The sequence below is a fragment of the Micromonospora sp. NPDC049275 genome (assembly GCF_043197115.1).
Classification (GTDB): domain Bacteria; phylum Actinomycetota; class Actinomycetes; order Mycobacteriales; family Micromonosporaceae; genus Micromonospora.
This window is the reverse complement of the sequence record NZ_JBICSN010000014.1, coordinates 42,966-57,798: the sequence shown is the minus strand read 5'-3', so window position 1 is coordinate 57,798 and position 14,833 is coordinate 42,966. Positions and strand designations below refer to the sequence as shown.

Genomic DNA, 14,833 nt, shown 5'->3' with positions numbered 1-14,833 from the left:
CAGGAGTCCTTGTCCTCGGTCGTGGGTGGATGGGTCAGGGTGCGTCGACGGGTTCGACGGCCCGCCGGACGAGGGCGAGCAGGGCGGCGCGCAGTTCGTCGTCGGGGATGTCGGCGAACTCGGCGCACGCCTCGGAGATGCCGGCGAGCAGCACCAGCGCGGCGATCCGGGCGCCCGGTCGGTCGGAGTGCCCGGCCAACGCGTCGCGCAGCCGGTCGGAGATCTGCTGGATGTGCGCGAAAGCCGGCTGGCACAGCAGCTCGGGGAACTCGCCGCGCAGCACCGCGATCTCCCGCCGGAACCGGACCGCGAGGTCGACGAAGCCCTGGGCGGCGACCTCCTGGGCGGCCGCTCCGGTCTGGCCGGTGAGCTGGTCGTCGAGGTCGCGCAGCACGCCGATCGCGGGTGCCATAAGCTCGGCGAGCAGGGCTTCCTTGTTGGCGAAGTGGTAGAGCACCGTGGCCTTGGAGCAGCCGACCTCCCGGGCGATGTCCTGCAACGAGGTGCCCCGGTAGCCGGTCACCGCGAACCGTCGCGCCGCCGCGGCGAGAATCTCACCGTGCGTCTCGGACACCGCTCTGGCCATCACCGGTCCACCTCCGGAAACCAGCATGCCTGACCGATCGGTCAGATCCTGACCGATCGGTCAGACGAACGCCGTGGCGTTCCCCACACGGGCCCCTGGTTTAGCCGGCGTGCTCGGCGTCGTACCTGTTCCGCGCCTCGGCGATGGCCCGGCGGTGCCGTTCGGCCCAACTGGTGAGCGCCACCAGCGACTCGTACAGCTCCAGCGCCATCGGTGTGGCCGTGTACTCCACCTTCGGCGGGACGGTGGGATAGACCGTGCGGTGCAGCAGACCGTCGCGTTCCAGGTTGCGCAGGGTCAGGGTGAGCATCCGGCGGCTGATGCCCTCGATGTGCCGCTCCAGCTCGGTGAAGCGCACCGGGCCGTTCGACGCGGCCACCAGGATGCCGATGCTCCACTTGCCGCCGACCCGGTCCAGCACCTCGCGGACGGTGCACGCCCGGGCCTGCCCGGGGGTGAACGGCACGTTCCCGGCGGCGCAGGTGGACTCCGCCGCGACGGGCGCGGACACATCGCTGTTCCTCTGGGACATCAGAGTGCCTCCTTCCGCTCCGGCTCATGGTCACAGACGATGACGTCGGTAACAAACCGTGCACCAAGGAGGCGTGCGATGGACCGTACCGTCCCGGCCCGCTGGCCGGCCCTGCTCGTGCTCTGCGCCGGCAGCCTGATGATCATTCTGGACGGCACCGTGGTGGCGGTCGCGCTGCCCTCCGTACAACGCGACCTGGGCTTCACCGCCGCCGGCCTGGCGTGGGTGGTAAACGCGTACCTGGTGGCGTTCGGCGGGCTGCTGCTGCTCGCCGGCCGGCTCGGCGACCTGCTCGGCCGGCGGGCGGTCTTCCTGGCCGGCGTCGCCCTGTTCACGCTGGCCTCGCTCGCCTGCGCGGTCGCCACCGGTCCGGGGCTGCTGGTCGCCGCGCGATTCGGCCAGGGCGTCGGTGGCGCGCTCGCCATGGCGGTCAGCCTCGGCATGATCGTCCGGCTCTACCCCGAGCCGGTCGAGCGGGCCCGCGCCATAGCCGTCTTCAGCTTCACCGGGGCAGCCGGCGCATCGATCGGCACCGTCGTCGGTGGGGTGCTCACCGATGGGGCCGGTTGGCGGGCGATCTTCCTGGTCAACCTGCCGATCGGGGCCGCCGTCCTGCTCGCGGCCCTCCGCCTGCTCCCCGCCGAACGGGGGATCGGCCTGCGGGCCGGCCTGGACCTGCCCGGCGCGCTGCTCGTCACCGCCGGTCTGATGACCGCCGTGCTGGGCATCGTGGGGACCGGCGAGTACGGCTGGACCAGCCCGCGGACCCTCGGCGCGGTCGCCGTCGCGGCGCTGCTGCTCGGCGGGTTCATCCTGCGCCAACGGATGGCGGCGACCCCGCTGGTGCCCGCCCGGATGCTGCGCGTCCCGGGCCTGGTGGCCGCGAACGCCGTGCAGTTCCTCATGATCGCCGCGTTCTTCGGCTTCCAGTTCCTGCTCGCCGTGGAGCTGCAACTGGTGCTCGGCCTGGACGCGGCGGCCACCGGCTGGGCGTTCCTACCCACCCCGGTGGTGATCGCGGTGATCTCGCTCGGCCTGGCCGGTCGACTGATCGGCCGCTGGGGCGCCCGAACCGTGCTGCTGGCCGGGCTGGCCCTGGCGACTGCCGGTTTCCTGCTGCTCACCCGGCTACCCGCCGACGGCGGCTACCTCGGCGACGTACTCCCCGCGCTTGTGGTCTTCGGTGTGGCCGGCGGCCTGACCCTGCCGTCGGTCACCACGCTGGCCATGGTCGGCGCGACCGACAGCGACGCCGGGCTGGCGTCCGGGCTGGCCAACACCACCCAGCAGGTCGGTGGGGCGGTCGGCCTGGCCGCGCTGGCGACCCTGGCCGCGGCCCGCAGCGACGGCCTCCGGGCAGCCGGTCGGGCCGAGGTGGTGGCGCTGGCCGGCGGCTACCGGGTCGCGTACGCCGTGGCCGCCGGCCTGGTGCTCGCCGCGTTGCTGGTGGCGCTGGGCACCCTGCCCCGGCGCCCGGCCGGCTCGCGGCCCGAGGCCGACGGGCCGGCCGGTTCGCGGCCCGAGGTCGACTCGTCGGCCGAGGTCGACGCATCCCTCGATGACGCCGGGCACCGGAATCGTTCCGTGTCGAAGCGCCGCGTCCGGTTGACCGACGACGCCGGGGCCGAGAGGGTGATCGGGTGAGTGAGGCTGACGAGACCCGCGACGGCGTGGCCCTGACCAACCTGGACCAGCCGCTGTCCGACCGTGACGACGCGACGAAGCGCGACCTGGTCGACTACCTCGACGCGGTCCGGGAGCCGATCATCGGGCAGCTGCGGGACCGGCCGCTGTCGGTGATCCGGGTCCGCCCCGGCCAGCCGCCGTTCATGCAGAAGAACCTGCCCCGCTACACCCCGGACTGGGTCCGCCGGACGCCGGTCTGGGCCGAGGCGTCCCACCGGGAGATCTCGTACGCCCTCTGCGACGACAGGCGCACCCTGCTCTGGCTAGCCAACCAGCGGGCCGTCGAGTACCACCCGACGCTGGCCACGGTGGCCGACCTGCACCGGCCGACGCACCTGGTGCTCGACCTGGACCCGCCGGAGGGCGACGGGTTCCGCGCGGCCGTCGCCGCCGCTCTGCTGGTCCGGCAGGCACTCGCCGACGCCGGCCTCGCCGGGGCCGTCAAGACCAGCGGCGCCAAGGGCGTGCACGTCTTCGTCCCGGTGTCGGGCGACCCCACCGCCGAGGAGTTGGCCGCCGCCACCCGGGCGCTCGCCGTCCGCGCGGAGCGGCTCGACCCGGCGCTCGCCACCACGGCGTACATCAAGGAAGACAGGGGTGGGAAGGTCTTCGTGGACGCCACCCGGGCCGGCGGTGCGACGGTCGTGGCCGCGTACAGCCCGCGACTGCGGCCCGGAATGCCGGTCTCCTTCCCGGTCGACTGGTCCGACCTGACCGAGGTGACCCCGGCCGACTTCACCATCCGGACGGTGCCGCCACTTGTCGCCGGGGGCGACCCGTGGGTCGCGCTGATGCCGGCGCCGCAGTCGCTCCCCGCCGACCTGGTCGAGGAGGGCCGGACCATCCCGGTGGCCCGGGTGCAGGCCATGCACGAGGGCAAGCGCCGGGCCCGCGCCCGCCGCGAGGCAGGCTGACGGTACGCGCCAGCCCGATCACGCCGCGACAGGGCGAGGCGCGCGGTCCTGGGCGGTCCATCTCGTCGGGGGTCTGTGGCACGATTTCCCAGGTGAGCAGCCGATCCGCCGAGAGCCAGCGCCTGAGCGATCTCGCGCGGCTGCGCCGTGTCCGTGACCGCATCGACAGGGAGTACGCGCAGCCCCTGGACGTCGAGGCGCTCGCCCGGGGCGTCCACATGTCGGCCGGACACCTCAGTCGGGAGTTCCGGCTCGCCTACGGCGAATCTCCGTACAGCTATCTCATGACCCGGCGCGTCGAGCGCGCGATGGCGCTGCTGCGTCGCGGTGACCTGAGCGTCACCGATGTCTGTTTCGCGGTCGGCTGCTCGTCGCTCGGCACCTTCAGCACCCGCTTCACCGAGTTGGTAGGTGTGCCGCCGAGCACCTACCGGCGGGAGGCGGCGCTCGCGACGGCCGGGATGCCGTCGTGCACGGCGAAGCAGGTGACCAGACCGATCAGGAATCGAGAAGCCCAGGTCACGCCGCCGCCCATAGCGTGACTGGCACGGCTCGCACCGGCGTGGGCGAGCCTCCCCGAGCCGCGCCGGCCGTGACCTGAGGGCCCCCGCCCGCCCGAGAAGATGGAGACACCATGAGCAAGGCCACGGACCCGCCCGCGGCGCACCTCGCCGACCGGCACGACCTGATCCGGGTGCAGGGCGCGCGCGTCAACAACCTCAAGGACGTCACTGTCGAGCTTCCGAAGCGCCGACTGACGGTGTTCACGGGGGTCTCCGGTTCCGGCAAGAGCTCGCTGGTGTTCGGCACCATCGCCGCCGAGTCGCAGCGGATGATCAATGAGACTTACAGCGCCTTCGTGCAGGGCTTCATGCCGACGCTGACCCGGCCCGAGGTCGACATGCTGGACGGGCTGACCACCGCGATCATCGTCGACCAGGAGCGGATGGGCGCCAACGCCCGCTCCACAGTCGGCACCGCCACCGACGCCAACGCCATGCTGCGCATCCTCTTCAGCCGGCTCGGGCAACCGCACATCGGCTCGCCGAACGCGTTCTCCTTCAACGTCCCCTCGGTGCGGGCTACCGGCGCGATCACGGTGGACCGCGGCGCGGGCCGGACCAAGACCGAGAAGGCGACCTTCAACCGTCTCGGCGGCATGTGTCCGCGCTGTGAGGGGATGGGCGCGGTCACCGACTTCGACCTGACCGCGCTCTACGACGACAGCCTGTCGCTCAACGAGGGCGCGATCACGATCCCCGGCTACAGCATGGAGGGCTGGTACGGCCGGATCTTCCGCGGCTGCGGCTACTTCGACCCGGACAAGCCGATCCGCAAGTACACGAAGAAGGAGTTGCAGGACCTGCTCCACCGGGAGCCGACCAAGATCAAGGTCGACGGCATCAACCTGACGTACGTCGGCCTGATCCCGCAGATCCAGAAGTCGTTCCTCGCCAAGGACGTGGACACGCTCCAACCGCACATCCGCGCCTTCGTGGACCGTGCCGTGACGTTCACGACCTGCCCCGACTGTGCCGGCACCCGGCTCAGCGCCGAGGCCCGGTCGTCGAAGATCAAAGGCAAGAACATCGCCGACGTCTGCGCGATGCAGATCAGCGACCTGGCGGCCTGGGTCCGGGGCGTCAGCGAGCCGTCGGTGGCGCCGCTGCTCACCGGGTTGCAACACCTCCTCGACTCGTTCGAGGAGATCGGGCTGGGCTACCTGTCGCTCGACCGGCCGTCGGGCACGCTCTCCGGTGGCGAGGCGCAGCGCACCAAGATGATCCGCCACCTCGGGTCGTCGCTCACCGACGTCACGTACGTCTTCGACGAACCGACGATCGGGCTGCACCCGCACGACATCGCGCGGATGAACGGCCTGCTGCTGCGCCTGCGCGACAAGGGCAACACGGTCCTGGTGGTGGAGCACAAGCCGGAGGCGATCGCCATCGCCGACCACGTTGTCGACCTCGGCCCCGGCGCCGGGACCGGCGGTGGCGAGGTGGTGTTCGAGGGCACTGTCGACGGGCTGCGCGCCAGCGACACGCTCACCGGGCGGCACCTGGACGACCGGGCCCGCCTGAGGACGTCCGTGCGGAAGCCGACGGGTGTCCTTGAGGTACGCGGCGCGGCCACCCACAACCTGCGCGACGTCGACGTCGACATCCCGCTCGGCGTGCTCGTGGTGGTGACCGGCGTGGCCGGCTCGGGAAAGAGTTCGCTGATCCACGGCTCGGTGTCCGACTCCGACGGGGTGGTGTCGGTCGACCAGAGCGCGATCCGTGGCTCGCGACGGAGCAACCCGGCGACGTACACGGGTCTGCTCGACCCGATCCGCAAGGCGTTCGCGAAGGCCAACGGAGTGAAGCCGGCGCTGTTCAGCGCCAACTCCGAGGGCGCCTGCCCCGGCTGCAACGGCGCCGGCGTCATCTACACCGACCTGGGAATGATGGCAGGTGTCGCCGCCACCTGCGAGGAGTGCGAGGGAAGGCGGTTCCAGGCGTCGGTCCTGGAGTACCGCTTCGGTGGTCGCGACATCAGCGAGGTGCTGGCGATGTCGGTGCGCGAGGCCGAGGAGTTCTTCGGTACGGGTGCGGCACGTACGCCGGCCGCGCACGCCATCCTCGACCGGCTCGTCGACGTCGGCCTCGGCTACCTCAGCCTCGGTCAGCCCCTGACCACACTGTCCGGCGGCGAACGGCAGCGGCTCAAGCTGGCCACCCGGATGGCAGAGAAGGGCGGCGTGTACGTCCTCGACGAGCCGACCACAGGCCTGCACCTCGCCGACGTCGAGCAACTGCTCGGCCTGCTGGACCGGCTCGTCGACTCCGGCAAGTCGGTGATCGTCGTCGAGCACCACCAGGCGGTCATGGCGCACGCCGACTGGATCATCGACCTGGGTCCGGGCGCCGGTCACGACGGCGGCCGGATCGTCTTCGAGGGCACCCCGGCCGATCTCGTCGCCGCCCGTTCCACCCTCACCGGGGAGCACCTGGCGGCATACGTCGGCTCGTGACGGGCCTGTCGAACGGTCACGCCACCGGCGGTCGGGCGCGCCGTGCCGTCGTGCTGCCGAGGATCCCACTCGTGGCGGTGATCAGCCCGAGGGCGGCCACGACCGGGTTGACGTACCCGGGAACGGATGAGGTGACGTATGTGCCGCCGTCGCTGAGGCGGCACTCGAAGCGGATCGGGAGGTAGCTGACCGCGTACCCGTCGACCCGGCTGGCGAGCTGCGGCCCGGCCTCCCGGCAGGGTTCGATCGGGAAGGAGCCTGCGCCGCCGTCCTCCGCCTGCATGACCGCGAAGCCGACGTGGAGCAGGCCCCACGCGTACATCGCGACAGCCGCCGCACCCGCGAGGAGCGCCGCAGCCCGCAGCCAACCCCCTGGGCGGGAGCGTTCGCTTCTTCTCACCACCGCGCGGAGCCCACGAACGGTGAGGAACACCGCGACGGCGACCCCGCTCAGCGCGGCGAGGAGCAACACGAGAAACAGCATGGCGCCATTCTTGATCTAGGGCGCGAATGCTGTCGAGGGATGTGGGGTGCTCCGCGCGTTGTTCGACGCGAGCCGGCTCCGGGAGCGTTGGGGGTTCGACGCGAGCCGGCGCCGGGTGCGTGGGGGTTCGACGCGAGCCGGCTCCGGGAGCGCCGGGGGTTCGACGCGAGCCGGCGCCGGGTGCGTGGGGGTTCGACGCGAGCCGGCGCCGGGAGCGCCGGGGGTCGGACGCAAGCCGGCGCCGGGTGCGTGGGGGTTCGACGCGAGCCGGCGCCGGGTGCGTGGGGTCCGGGGCTCGGCCCCGGAGCAGAAATGACAAGCGCCCCAGGTCCGCGATTCTCAGCGGACATGGAGCGCCAAAGCTTGTGCCCCCGGCAGGATTCGAACCTGCGCCCCCGCCTCCGGAGGGCGGTGCTCTATCCCCTGAGCTACGGGGGCTCAGCGACTGGAGAAGACTAGCAAACCTCCTCCGCGTACGCCGAATCGGTATCGGGCGAGCCGATCGTGTCGGTGACCGGCCCGCCCGGTGGTCAGGCCGCGATCGCCCGCCCACAGCTGGGCAGCGGATGCAGGACGATCCGCCGGGGCAGGCGCCGTGGCCACTCGTTGCGTGGCCAGGACCCGTCCACGATCAGGTGCACGGTGCGTTGCTCCTCGCCACTGAGTCGCAGCACGAAGTCGCGGGGGAGCGGCGGGTCGACAGTCGGCGTGGTGATCATGAAGCGCACCCGGCCCCGGGACGACACCGCGGAGATCACGTCCGCCGCCGGCATCGTGCCGCGCAGCCGCACCCGACCGATCCAGTAGACCTCGGCCAGGTGCTCCTGGGCCGTCCGGGTGATCGCCGGATACTCGCTACGTACCCAGCGCTCGACCGCGCTGACGCAGAGCCCGCAGGCCCGTTCGCGCGGTTCCCGCGGACCCAACCCCCAGGCCCGCAGGTACGCCCCGACCGCGCCCGCGTCCAGCGGTAGGTCGAACCGGCGCTGGATGAGCGTGGTGAGGCTCTGCCGCGTCCACAGCTCGTCGTCCAGGCCGAACTCGTCGGGGTGGACGCCCCGGAGTGTGTCGATCAGTTCGAGTTCCTGTTCGCGACTGAGCGTTCCCGGCTCGCCCTGCCGCTGTCCGCGACGGACGGCTGCCACCGCCCCGTCACCGCCGATGGTGTGGCGTCGGCACCAACTGGTGACCGAGCGCCGTGCGTCTCTGAGTGCAACCCCCACGTCTTGGGCAACGAGCTCGAATCATCTCTGGTCACGATATGTGTGGAGAAAACTCTCTAAGCAACGTAATCGCCTGTCTCGGTCAATCACCCCATGAGGAACTATCCGGACATGGCGGGCGTTGATCGACCCCGGTTTCCTGGAAACCGGGCTGTCAGCGTGCCTCGGACACCCCGACTTCCAGGAACCCGAGTCGATCATCGCGGCGCGCGGCCCGCGGCCCGCGGCCCGCGGCCCGCGGCCCGCGGCCCGCGGCGCGCTGGGCGGGGCTCGCGCCCGCGCCGGGGCGGCTCGGGTCGGGCTTGTGCCCGGACGGCGCGGGCCCGCGCCCCGCCAATGGGTGGCGGTGACGCAGGCCCGGTACGCCCGTGCCGTGGATCAGCCCTTGGCCTGCGCCTGGAGCTGCCGGAGGTTGTTCAGCTCGGACTGCTGGGTGTTCTTCATGGTCTGCGCCACCCGTACGACCTCGGCGTTGTCGGTCTCGCCGAGCGCCGCGTCGATCATGTGGATGCCGCCCAGGTGGTGGTCGTACATCAACTTCAGGAACTGCCTGTCGACCTCGATGCCCTTGGCGTCGCGCAACGAGGCCATCTGTTGGGGGGTGGCCATGCCCGGCATCAGCCCGTCCTTGACGGTGGCCCCGTCCGACATCCACGACATCGGCGGCTTCGAACCGGTCGGGCTGAGACCCCACTCGCGCAGCCAGGTCTGCATGGCGCCGATCTCGCCCTGCTGGCCGGTGGCGATGTCGACGGCGATCTGCCGGACCTCGGGCAGCGTCGCCGACCGGTACGCGATGAGGCTCATCTCCACCGCCTGGGCGTGGTGGGTCGTCATGTCCCGCGCGAAGCCCGCCTCGACCGAGGAGTCACCGGGCCGGACGAGGCGGGGGGTGAGCAGGCCGCCGGCGTACCCGAGCAGCAGGCCCACCACCACCATGATGGCGAGCGCCGCGAGGCCGTAGCGCCGCGCCGGGGCCCGGCCGTCCTCGTCCGGGGCGGCCACGACGTCGTCGTGCTCGGTGTCGGTGGTGGCGGGGGCTGTCATAGCCGTCCTTACTGGGTGGGGGGCTGCTGCTGGAGGTCGCGCGGCGTGGTGCCGGTGGCGGTGACGCCCGTGTTGCAGAGGGCGGTCGGACCCTCGACGGAGGCGTTCACCCGCAGGTCCTTGATGAACTCGTCGATCCGCTTGTCGTCGGCGTTGTCGAGCTTGAGCTGGTAGCCCCACGCCTGGAGCGAGATCGGCTTGTCCAGGCCCTCGTACGGGCTCATCAGCATCTTCTCGACGCCACGCACCTTGCCGGCGAGCTTGTCGACCTGGTCCTTCGGCAGATCCGGGCGGTAGGTGATCCAGACCGCGCCGTGCTCCAGGCTGTGCACCGCGTGCTCGTTGGCGATCGGGGCGTCGTAGACGTCACCCATGCAGTTCTGCCAGGCCGCGTTGTGCACCCCACCCACGGGCGGCGAGTACTTGTAGGTAAGCGGACCCGACTTGTGGGACTCGTACTCGAGGCTCGTCTTGTCGGTCTTGCGGATGTTGACGATGCCCTCGATGGCGTTGGCCTTCTTGTCCCACGGCTTGGAGCCCTGGAACGACGCCCAGGCGCCGTAGCCGATGATGCCGGCGGCCAGCACGCCCACTGTCACGAAGAGCGCGATCGGGCCCCAGGCCCGGCCCTGGCTCACCTTGACCGGACTGACCGGCTTGCGGGGGCCCTTGCCGCTACCGCCTGCCCGTGGCGTGCCTGCCGGCTTGCCGGTGCCGGCCTTGGCGCCGGACGCCGGCCGGCCCGCAGCCGGCTTCTTGCCGGTGCTGACCACGGTCGGGCGGCGCTCAGGGCCGCCCGGGGTGCTGATGCTCATCGTGCCTCGTCAGGTCGGTCGGTCAGGGGAGTGGCGGGCCGGATGACGCGCAGGGTAGCCGCCGAGTGCCCGAGTCTACCCCCGATAACATGGTTGGGTGACTCCTGCAGAACTCGCCTCGGTCGTCCTCACCGCCGCCCACGCCGTCTTCACCGACCGTGGCCTGGATCACGCCGCGCTCCCGGAGCGCACGGTGGTGGAGCGACCGCGCAACCCCGAGCACGGCGACTACGCCTCGACGCTCGCTCTGCAGTTGAGCAAGAAGGTGGGCGTCCCACCGCGCGAGCTTGCCAGCGCCCTTGCCGACGAGCTGGGCCGGGCGCCGGGGATCAAGTCGGTGGAGATCGCCGGGCCGGGCTTTTTGAACATCCGCCTCGACGCCGCCGCCGCGGGCCAGCTCGCCCGGCTGATCGTCGAGGCCGGCGCGGAGTACGGTCGCAGCGACCGGCTCGCCGGCGAGAAGATCAACCTGGAGTTCGTCTCGGCCAACCCGACCGGCCCGGTGCACATCGGCGGGGTCCGCTGGGCGGCCGTCGGTGACGCGCTGAGCCGGCTGCTGCGGGCCACCGGCGCCGAGGTGGGCACGGAGTACTACTTCAACGACGCCGGTTCCCAGATCGACAGGTTCGCTCGCTCGCTGCTCGCCGCGTCCAAGGGCGAGCCCGCGCCGGAGGACGGCTACGGCGGCGCGTACATCGCCGAGATCGCCACCGAGGTGCAGGCCCGCCGGCCGGAGGTGCGCTCGCTCGACGACGACGCCGCCCAGGAGGTCTTCCGGGTCGAGGGCGTCGCGCTGATGTTCGACGAGATCCGCTCGTCGCTGCGCGACTTCGGGGTCGAGTTCGACACCTACTTCAACGAGAAGGACCTGCACGACCGCGGCGAGCTGGACCTCGCCCTGGCCCGCCTGCGCGAGCAGGGCCACCTCTACGAGTCCGAGGGCGCCACCTGGCTGCGCACCACCGACTTCGGTGACGACAAGGACCGGGTGCTGCGCAAGTCCAACGGCGAGTGGACGTACTTCGCCGCGGACTGCGCCTACTACCTGGACAAGCGCGAGCGCGGCTTCGAGCGGGTCGTGATCATGCTGGGCGCCGACCACCACGGCTACATCGGCCGGATGAAGGCGATGGCCGCGTGCTTCGGCGACGACCCGGAGCGCAACCTGGAGATCCTCATCGGGCAGCTCGTCAACCTGCTGCGCGACGGCGCCCCGATGCGGATGAGCAAGCGGGCCGGCACGGTGATCACCCTGGAGGACCTGGTCGACGCCATCGGCGTGGACGCGTCCCGGTACGCGCTGGCCCGCTACTCCAGCGACTCGCCCATCGACATCGACATCGAACTGTGGACCCGGGCGAGCCGCGACAACCCGGTCTACTACGTGCAGTACGTGGCGGCCCGGACGGCAAGCGCCGCCCGCCAGGCCGCCCAGGTCGGCCTCACCCGTGGCGACGGCGCGGGGTTCCGCCCCGACCTGCTCGACCACGACAAGGAGAACGAGCTGCTCAAGGCGCTCGCCGAGTTCCCCGCCGTGGTCGCGTCGGCGGCCGAGCTGCGGGAACCGCACCGGGTCGCGCGCTACCTCGAGGAGCGCGTGTCGCAGGCGTACCACCGGTTCTACGACGAGCCGACCTGCCGGATCCTGCCGCGCGGCGACGAGCCCGTCACCGACGCCAACCGCGCCCGGCTCTGGCTCAACGACGCCACCCGCACGGTGATCGCCAACGGGCTGCACCTGCTCGGCGTCTCCGCCCCGGAAAGGATGTAGCACGATGCGCGCTCACGAGGCTGGAGCACTGCACGCGGACATCAGCAACCAGGGGCCGGCGTGGCTGCGTGCCCCGGCCGACGTCAACGCCCTCGTGCCGGCGCTGTGGCCACGGTCGGTGACGCGCGGGGCCGACGGCGCGGTCGCCGTCGCGGGCCTGAGCGTCCGCGACATCGCGGCCGAGTTCGGCACCCCGGTGTACGTCCTCGACGAGGCCGACCTGCGCTCGCGCTGCCGTGACTTTCGGGCTGCCTTCCCGACCGAGGACGTGTTCTACGCCGGCAAGGCGTTCCTTTGCCGGGCGGTGGTCCGGATGATCGCCGAGGAAGGGCTGCACCTGGACGTGTGCACGGGCGGCGAGCTGGCCACGGCGCTGTCGGCGGGGATGCCGCCGGAGCGGATCGGTTTCCACGGCAACAACAAGTCGGTAGCCGAGCTGGCCCGGGCGCTGGACGCCGGGGTGGGGCGGATCATCGTCGACTCGTTCACCGAGATCGACAGGCTCACCGCGTTGGCCCGCGAGCGCGGGGTACGGCCCCGGGTGCTGGTCCGGGTCACCGTCGGCGTCGAGGCGCACACCCACGAGTTCATCGCCACCGCCCACGAGGACCAGAAGTTCGGCTTCTCGCTGGCCGGTGGCGCCGCCGCGAACGCCGCCTTCAAGATCCTCGACGAGGGTGTGCTGGAGCTGCGGGGTCTGCACTCGCACATCGGTTCGCAGATCTTCGACGCCAGCGGCTTCGAGGTCTCGGCCCGCCGGGTGCTCGCCCTGCAGGCGCAGATCCGCGACGCGCGTGGGGTGGAGCTGCCCGAGCTGGACCTGGGTGGCGGTTTCGGCATCGCGTACACCACCCAGGACGACCCGGCTGCTCCGCAGGACCTGGCCAAGCGCCTGCGCAAGATCGTCGACTCGGAGTGCGCGGCGGAGAACCTGGCCGTGCCGCACCTGTCGATCGAGCCGGGGCGGGCCATCGTCGGGCCGGCCGTGTTCACCCTCTACGAGGTCGGCACGGTCAAGGACCTCGACGGCCTCCGCACCTACGTCAGCGTCGACGGCGGGATGAGCGACAACATCCGCACGGCGCTCTACGACGCGTCCTACTCGGCCACGCTGGCCTCCCGGGCGTCGACCGCGCAGCCGTTGCTCGCCCGCGTGGTGGGAAAGCACTGTGAGTCCGGGGACATCGTGGTGAAGGATGAATTCCTGCCCGCCGACGTGCAGCCCGGAGATCTTGTCGCAGTGCCCGGCACCGGCGCCTACTGCCGGAGCATGGCCAGCAACTACAACCACGTGCCGCGGCCACCGGTCGTGGCGGTGCGCGACGGCCAGGCGCGTCTGATCGTCCGGCGGGAGACCGAAGACGATCTGCTGGCATTGGATGTGGGATGACGTCACCTGTGCGCTTGGCGCTGCTCGGCTGCGGCACGGTCGGCCAGGAGGTGGTCCGACTGCTGCACGAGCAGTCGGCCGACCTGGCCGCCCGCATCGGCGCTCCACTGGAGATCGCCGGCATCGCCGTCCGCCGGCTCGGCCGCGACCGCGGTGACCTGCCGGTCGACGAGGACCTGTTCACCACCGACGCGCTCGGCCTGATCAAGCGCGACGACGTGGACGTGGTGATCGAGGTGGTCGGCGGGATCGAGCCGGCCCGAAGCTGGCTGGTCGAGGCGCTGCGGGCCGGTAAGAGCGTGGTCACCGCCAACAAGGCGCTGCTCGCCGAGGACGGCGTGGCCCTGCACGAAGCCGCCGCCGAGGGCGGCGGCGACCTCTACTACGAGGCGTCCGTGGCCGGCGCCATCCCGCTGCTGCGACCGCTGCGCGAGTCGCTGCACGGTGACCGGATCAACCGGGTCACCGGCATCGTCAACGGCACCACCAACTTCATCCTCTCCGCGATGGACGCCACCGGCGCCGGCTTCGCCGAGGCCCTGGAAGAGGCCACCGAGCTGGGGTACGCGGAGGCCGACCCCACAGCCGACGTGGAGGGCTTCGACGCGGCGGCCAAGGCCGCGATCCTCGCCTCGCTGGCGTTCCACACCCGGGTCGGGGCGGCCGACGTGCACCGCGAGGGCATCACCGAGGTGACCGCCGCCGACATGGCCAGCGCCCAGGCCATGGGCTGCACGATCAAGCTGCTCTGCATCGCGGCGCGGGGTGTCGACCCGGCCGGCCGGGAGACGGTGAGCGTCCGGGTGCACCCGGCGATGATCCCGCGCAGCCATCCGCTGGCCAGCGTCGGCGACGCGTTCAACGCGGTCTTCGTCGAGGCCGACGCCGCCGGGCAGCTGATGTTCTACGGCCGGGGCGCGGGTGGTGCGCCGACCGCCAGCGCCGTGCTCGGCGACGTGGTGGCGGTGTCCCGCAACCGGCTCGCCGGGGTCCGCGCGGCCAGCGAGAGCGCGTACGCGGCCCTGGCGGTGCGGCCGATGGGCGAGGCGCTGACCCGCTACCACGTGAGCCTGGACGTGGCCGACCGACCGGGTGTGCTGGCCGCGGTGGCCGGCGTGTTCGCCCGGCACGACGTGTCGATCGCGACCGTCCGGCAGGGCTCGGCGGGCGGGGCTCCCGGCCGGGACGGCGACGCCGAGTTGGTCATCGTCACCCACGTGGCACCGGACGCCGCGCTCGCCGCGACGGTGGTCGAGCTGCGGGGCCTGGACATCGTCCGTTCGGTGACGAGCGTGCTGCGGGTCGAGGGCGGCGCCTGACTCGTTGAACCACCGGGCGGCTCCCGCGTCCCGCCAGGTGGGTAACCCGG

General features: G+C 71.8%; 13 protein-coding genes and 1 tRNA gene. 7 read left to right on the top strand and 7 right to left on the bottom strand.

Annotated features, from left to right (window positions below; all coding sequences use genetic code 11):
* Positions 1–34: 34 nt before the first annotated feature.
* Entirely contained in the window at positions 35–586 is a 552-nt protein-coding gene (locus ACGFIE_RS28415) for a TetR/AcrR family transcriptional regulator (protein ID WP_393300286.1), read from the bottom strand.
* Between the two features lie 100 nt (positions 587–686).
* Positions 687–1,118 (bottom strand): winged helix-turn-helix transcriptional regulator, encoded by a 432-nt coding sequence (locus ACGFIE_RS28410; protein WP_393300283.1) that lies wholly within the window; start codon positions 1,116–1,118, stop codon positions 687–689.
* 78 nt (positions 1,119–1,196) lie between these two features.
* On the opposite strand from ACGFIE_RS28410, the gene ACGFIE_RS28405 reads away from it, so the two are divergent.
* The 4 genes from ACGFIE_RS28405 (at position 1,197) to ACGFIE_RS28390 (ending at position 6,734) form a co-directional block, all read left to right on the top strand.
* Complete coding sequence (locus ACGFIE_RS28405) at positions 1,197–2,762, top strand: MFS transporter (RefSeq protein ID WP_393300280.1); 1,566 nt, start codon at positions 1,197–1,199, stop codon at positions 2,760–2,762.
* A complete protein-coding gene (locus tag ACGFIE_RS28400) occupies positions 2,759–3,718 on the top strand; it encodes a DNA polymerase domain-containing protein (protein ID WP_393300277.1) in 960 nt (319 codons plus the stop codon). The genes ACGFIE_RS28405 and ACGFIE_RS28400 overlap by 4 nt, the downstream gene beginning before the upstream one ends.
* Before the next feature lie 92 nt (positions 3,719–3,810).
* Positions 3,811–4,260 (top strand): helix-turn-helix transcriptional regulator, encoded by a 450-nt coding sequence (locus ACGFIE_RS28395; RefSeq protein ID WP_363679928.1) that lies wholly within the window; start codon positions 3,811–3,813, stop codon positions 4,258–4,260.
* Between the two features lie 92 nt (positions 4,261–4,352).
* Entirely contained in the window at positions 4,353–6,734 is a 2,382-nt protein-coding gene (locus tag ACGFIE_RS28390) for an ATP-binding cassette domain-containing protein (protein WP_393300274.1), read from the top strand.
* 16 nt (positions 6,735–6,750) lie between these two features.
* On the opposite strand, the gene ACGFIE_RS28385 is transcribed toward ACGFIE_RS28390, so the two are convergent.
* The 5 genes from ACGFIE_RS28385 to ACGFIE_RS28365 all read right to left on the bottom strand — a co-directional run bounded on the left by ACGFIE_RS28385 (position 6,751) and on the right by ACGFIE_RS28365 (position 10,303).
* A complete protein-coding gene (locus tag ACGFIE_RS28385) occupies positions 6,751–7,218 on the bottom strand; it encodes a hypothetical protein (protein WP_393300271.1) in 468 nt (155 codons plus the stop codon).
* A 366-nt stretch (positions 7,219–7,584) separates the two neighbouring features.
* A tRNA-Arg gene (locus tag ACGFIE_RS28380) sits at positions 7,585–7,656 on the bottom strand.
* Positions 7,657–7,748: 92 nt separating this feature from the next.
* Entirely contained in the window at positions 7,749–8,441 is a 693-nt protein-coding gene (locus ACGFIE_RS28375) for a winged helix-turn-helix domain-containing protein (RefSeq protein WP_363679920.1), read from the bottom strand.
* A gap of 378 nt (positions 8,442–8,819) precedes the next feature.
* Positions 8,820–9,488: a DUF305 domain-containing protein gene (locus tag ACGFIE_RS28370; RefSeq protein WP_363679918.1), complete on the bottom strand. Its 669-nt coding sequence runs from the start codon at positions 9,486–9,488 to the stop codon at positions 8,820–8,822.
* Positions 9,489–9,496: 8 nt separating this feature from the next.
* Complete coding sequence (locus ACGFIE_RS28365) at positions 9,497–10,303, bottom strand: DUF3105 domain-containing protein (RefSeq protein WP_393300268.1); 807 nt, start codon at positions 10,301–10,303, stop codon at positions 9,497–9,499.
* A 97-nt stretch (positions 10,304–10,400) separates the two neighbouring features.
* On the opposite strand from ACGFIE_RS28365, the gene argS reads away from it, so the two are divergent.
* The 3 genes from argS to ACGFIE_RS28350 are packed head-to-tail and all read left to right on the top strand — an operon-like array spanning position 10,401 to position 14,783.
* On the top strand, positions 10,401–12,074 hold the full coding sequence (gene argS, locus ACGFIE_RS28360; RefSeq protein ID WP_393300265.1) for an arginine--tRNA ligase: 1,674 nt from the start codon (positions 10,401–10,403) through the stop codon (positions 12,072–12,074).
* A gap of 4 nt (positions 12,075–12,078) precedes the next feature.
* Positions 12,079–13,464, top strand: a complete 1,386-nt coding sequence (gene lysA, locus ACGFIE_RS28355; protein WP_393300262.1) for a diaminopimelate decarboxylase — start codon at positions 12,079–12,081, stop codon at positions 13,462–13,464.
* An 8-nt stretch (positions 13,465–13,472) separates the two neighbouring features.
* Positions 13,473–14,783: a homoserine dehydrogenase gene (locus ACGFIE_RS28350; protein ID WP_393300522.1), complete on the top strand. Its 1,311-nt coding sequence runs from the start codon at positions 13,473–13,475 to the stop codon at positions 14,781–14,783.
* Positions 14,784–14,833: the final 50 nt, after the last annotated feature.

Coding starts and splice junctions, on each gene's coding strand:
- ACGFIE_RS28405 (WP_393300280.1), top strand. CDS start 1,197: ATGGACCGTACCGTCCCGGCCCGCTGGCCGGCCCTGCTCGTGCTCTGC.
- lysA (WP_393300262.1), top strand. CDS start 12,079: ATGCGCGCTCACGAGGCTGGAGCACTGCACGCGGACATCAGCAACCAG.
- ACGFIE_RS28390 (WP_393300274.1), top strand. CDS start 4,353: ATGAGCAAGGCCACGGACCCGCCCGCGGCGCACCTCGCCGACCGGCAC.
- ACGFIE_RS28385 (WP_393300271.1), bottom strand. CDS start 7,218: ATGCTGTTTCTCGTGTTGCTCCTCGCCGCGCTGAGCGGGGTCGCCGTC.
- ACGFIE_RS28370 (WP_363679918.1), bottom strand. CDS start 9,488: ATGACAGCCCCCGCCACCACCGACACCGAGCACGACGACGTCGTGGCC.
- ACGFIE_RS28365 (WP_393300268.1), bottom strand. CDS start 10,303: ATGAGCATCAGCACCCCGGGCGGCCCTGAGCGCCGCCCGACCGTGGTC.
- ACGFIE_RS28415 (WP_393300286.1), bottom strand. CDS start 586: ATGGCCAGAGCGGTGTCCGAGACGCACGGTGAGATTCTCGCCGCGGCG.
- ACGFIE_RS28410 (WP_393300283.1), bottom strand. CDS start 1,118: ATGTCCCAGAGGAACAGCGATGTGTCCGCGCCCGTCGCGGCGGAGTCC.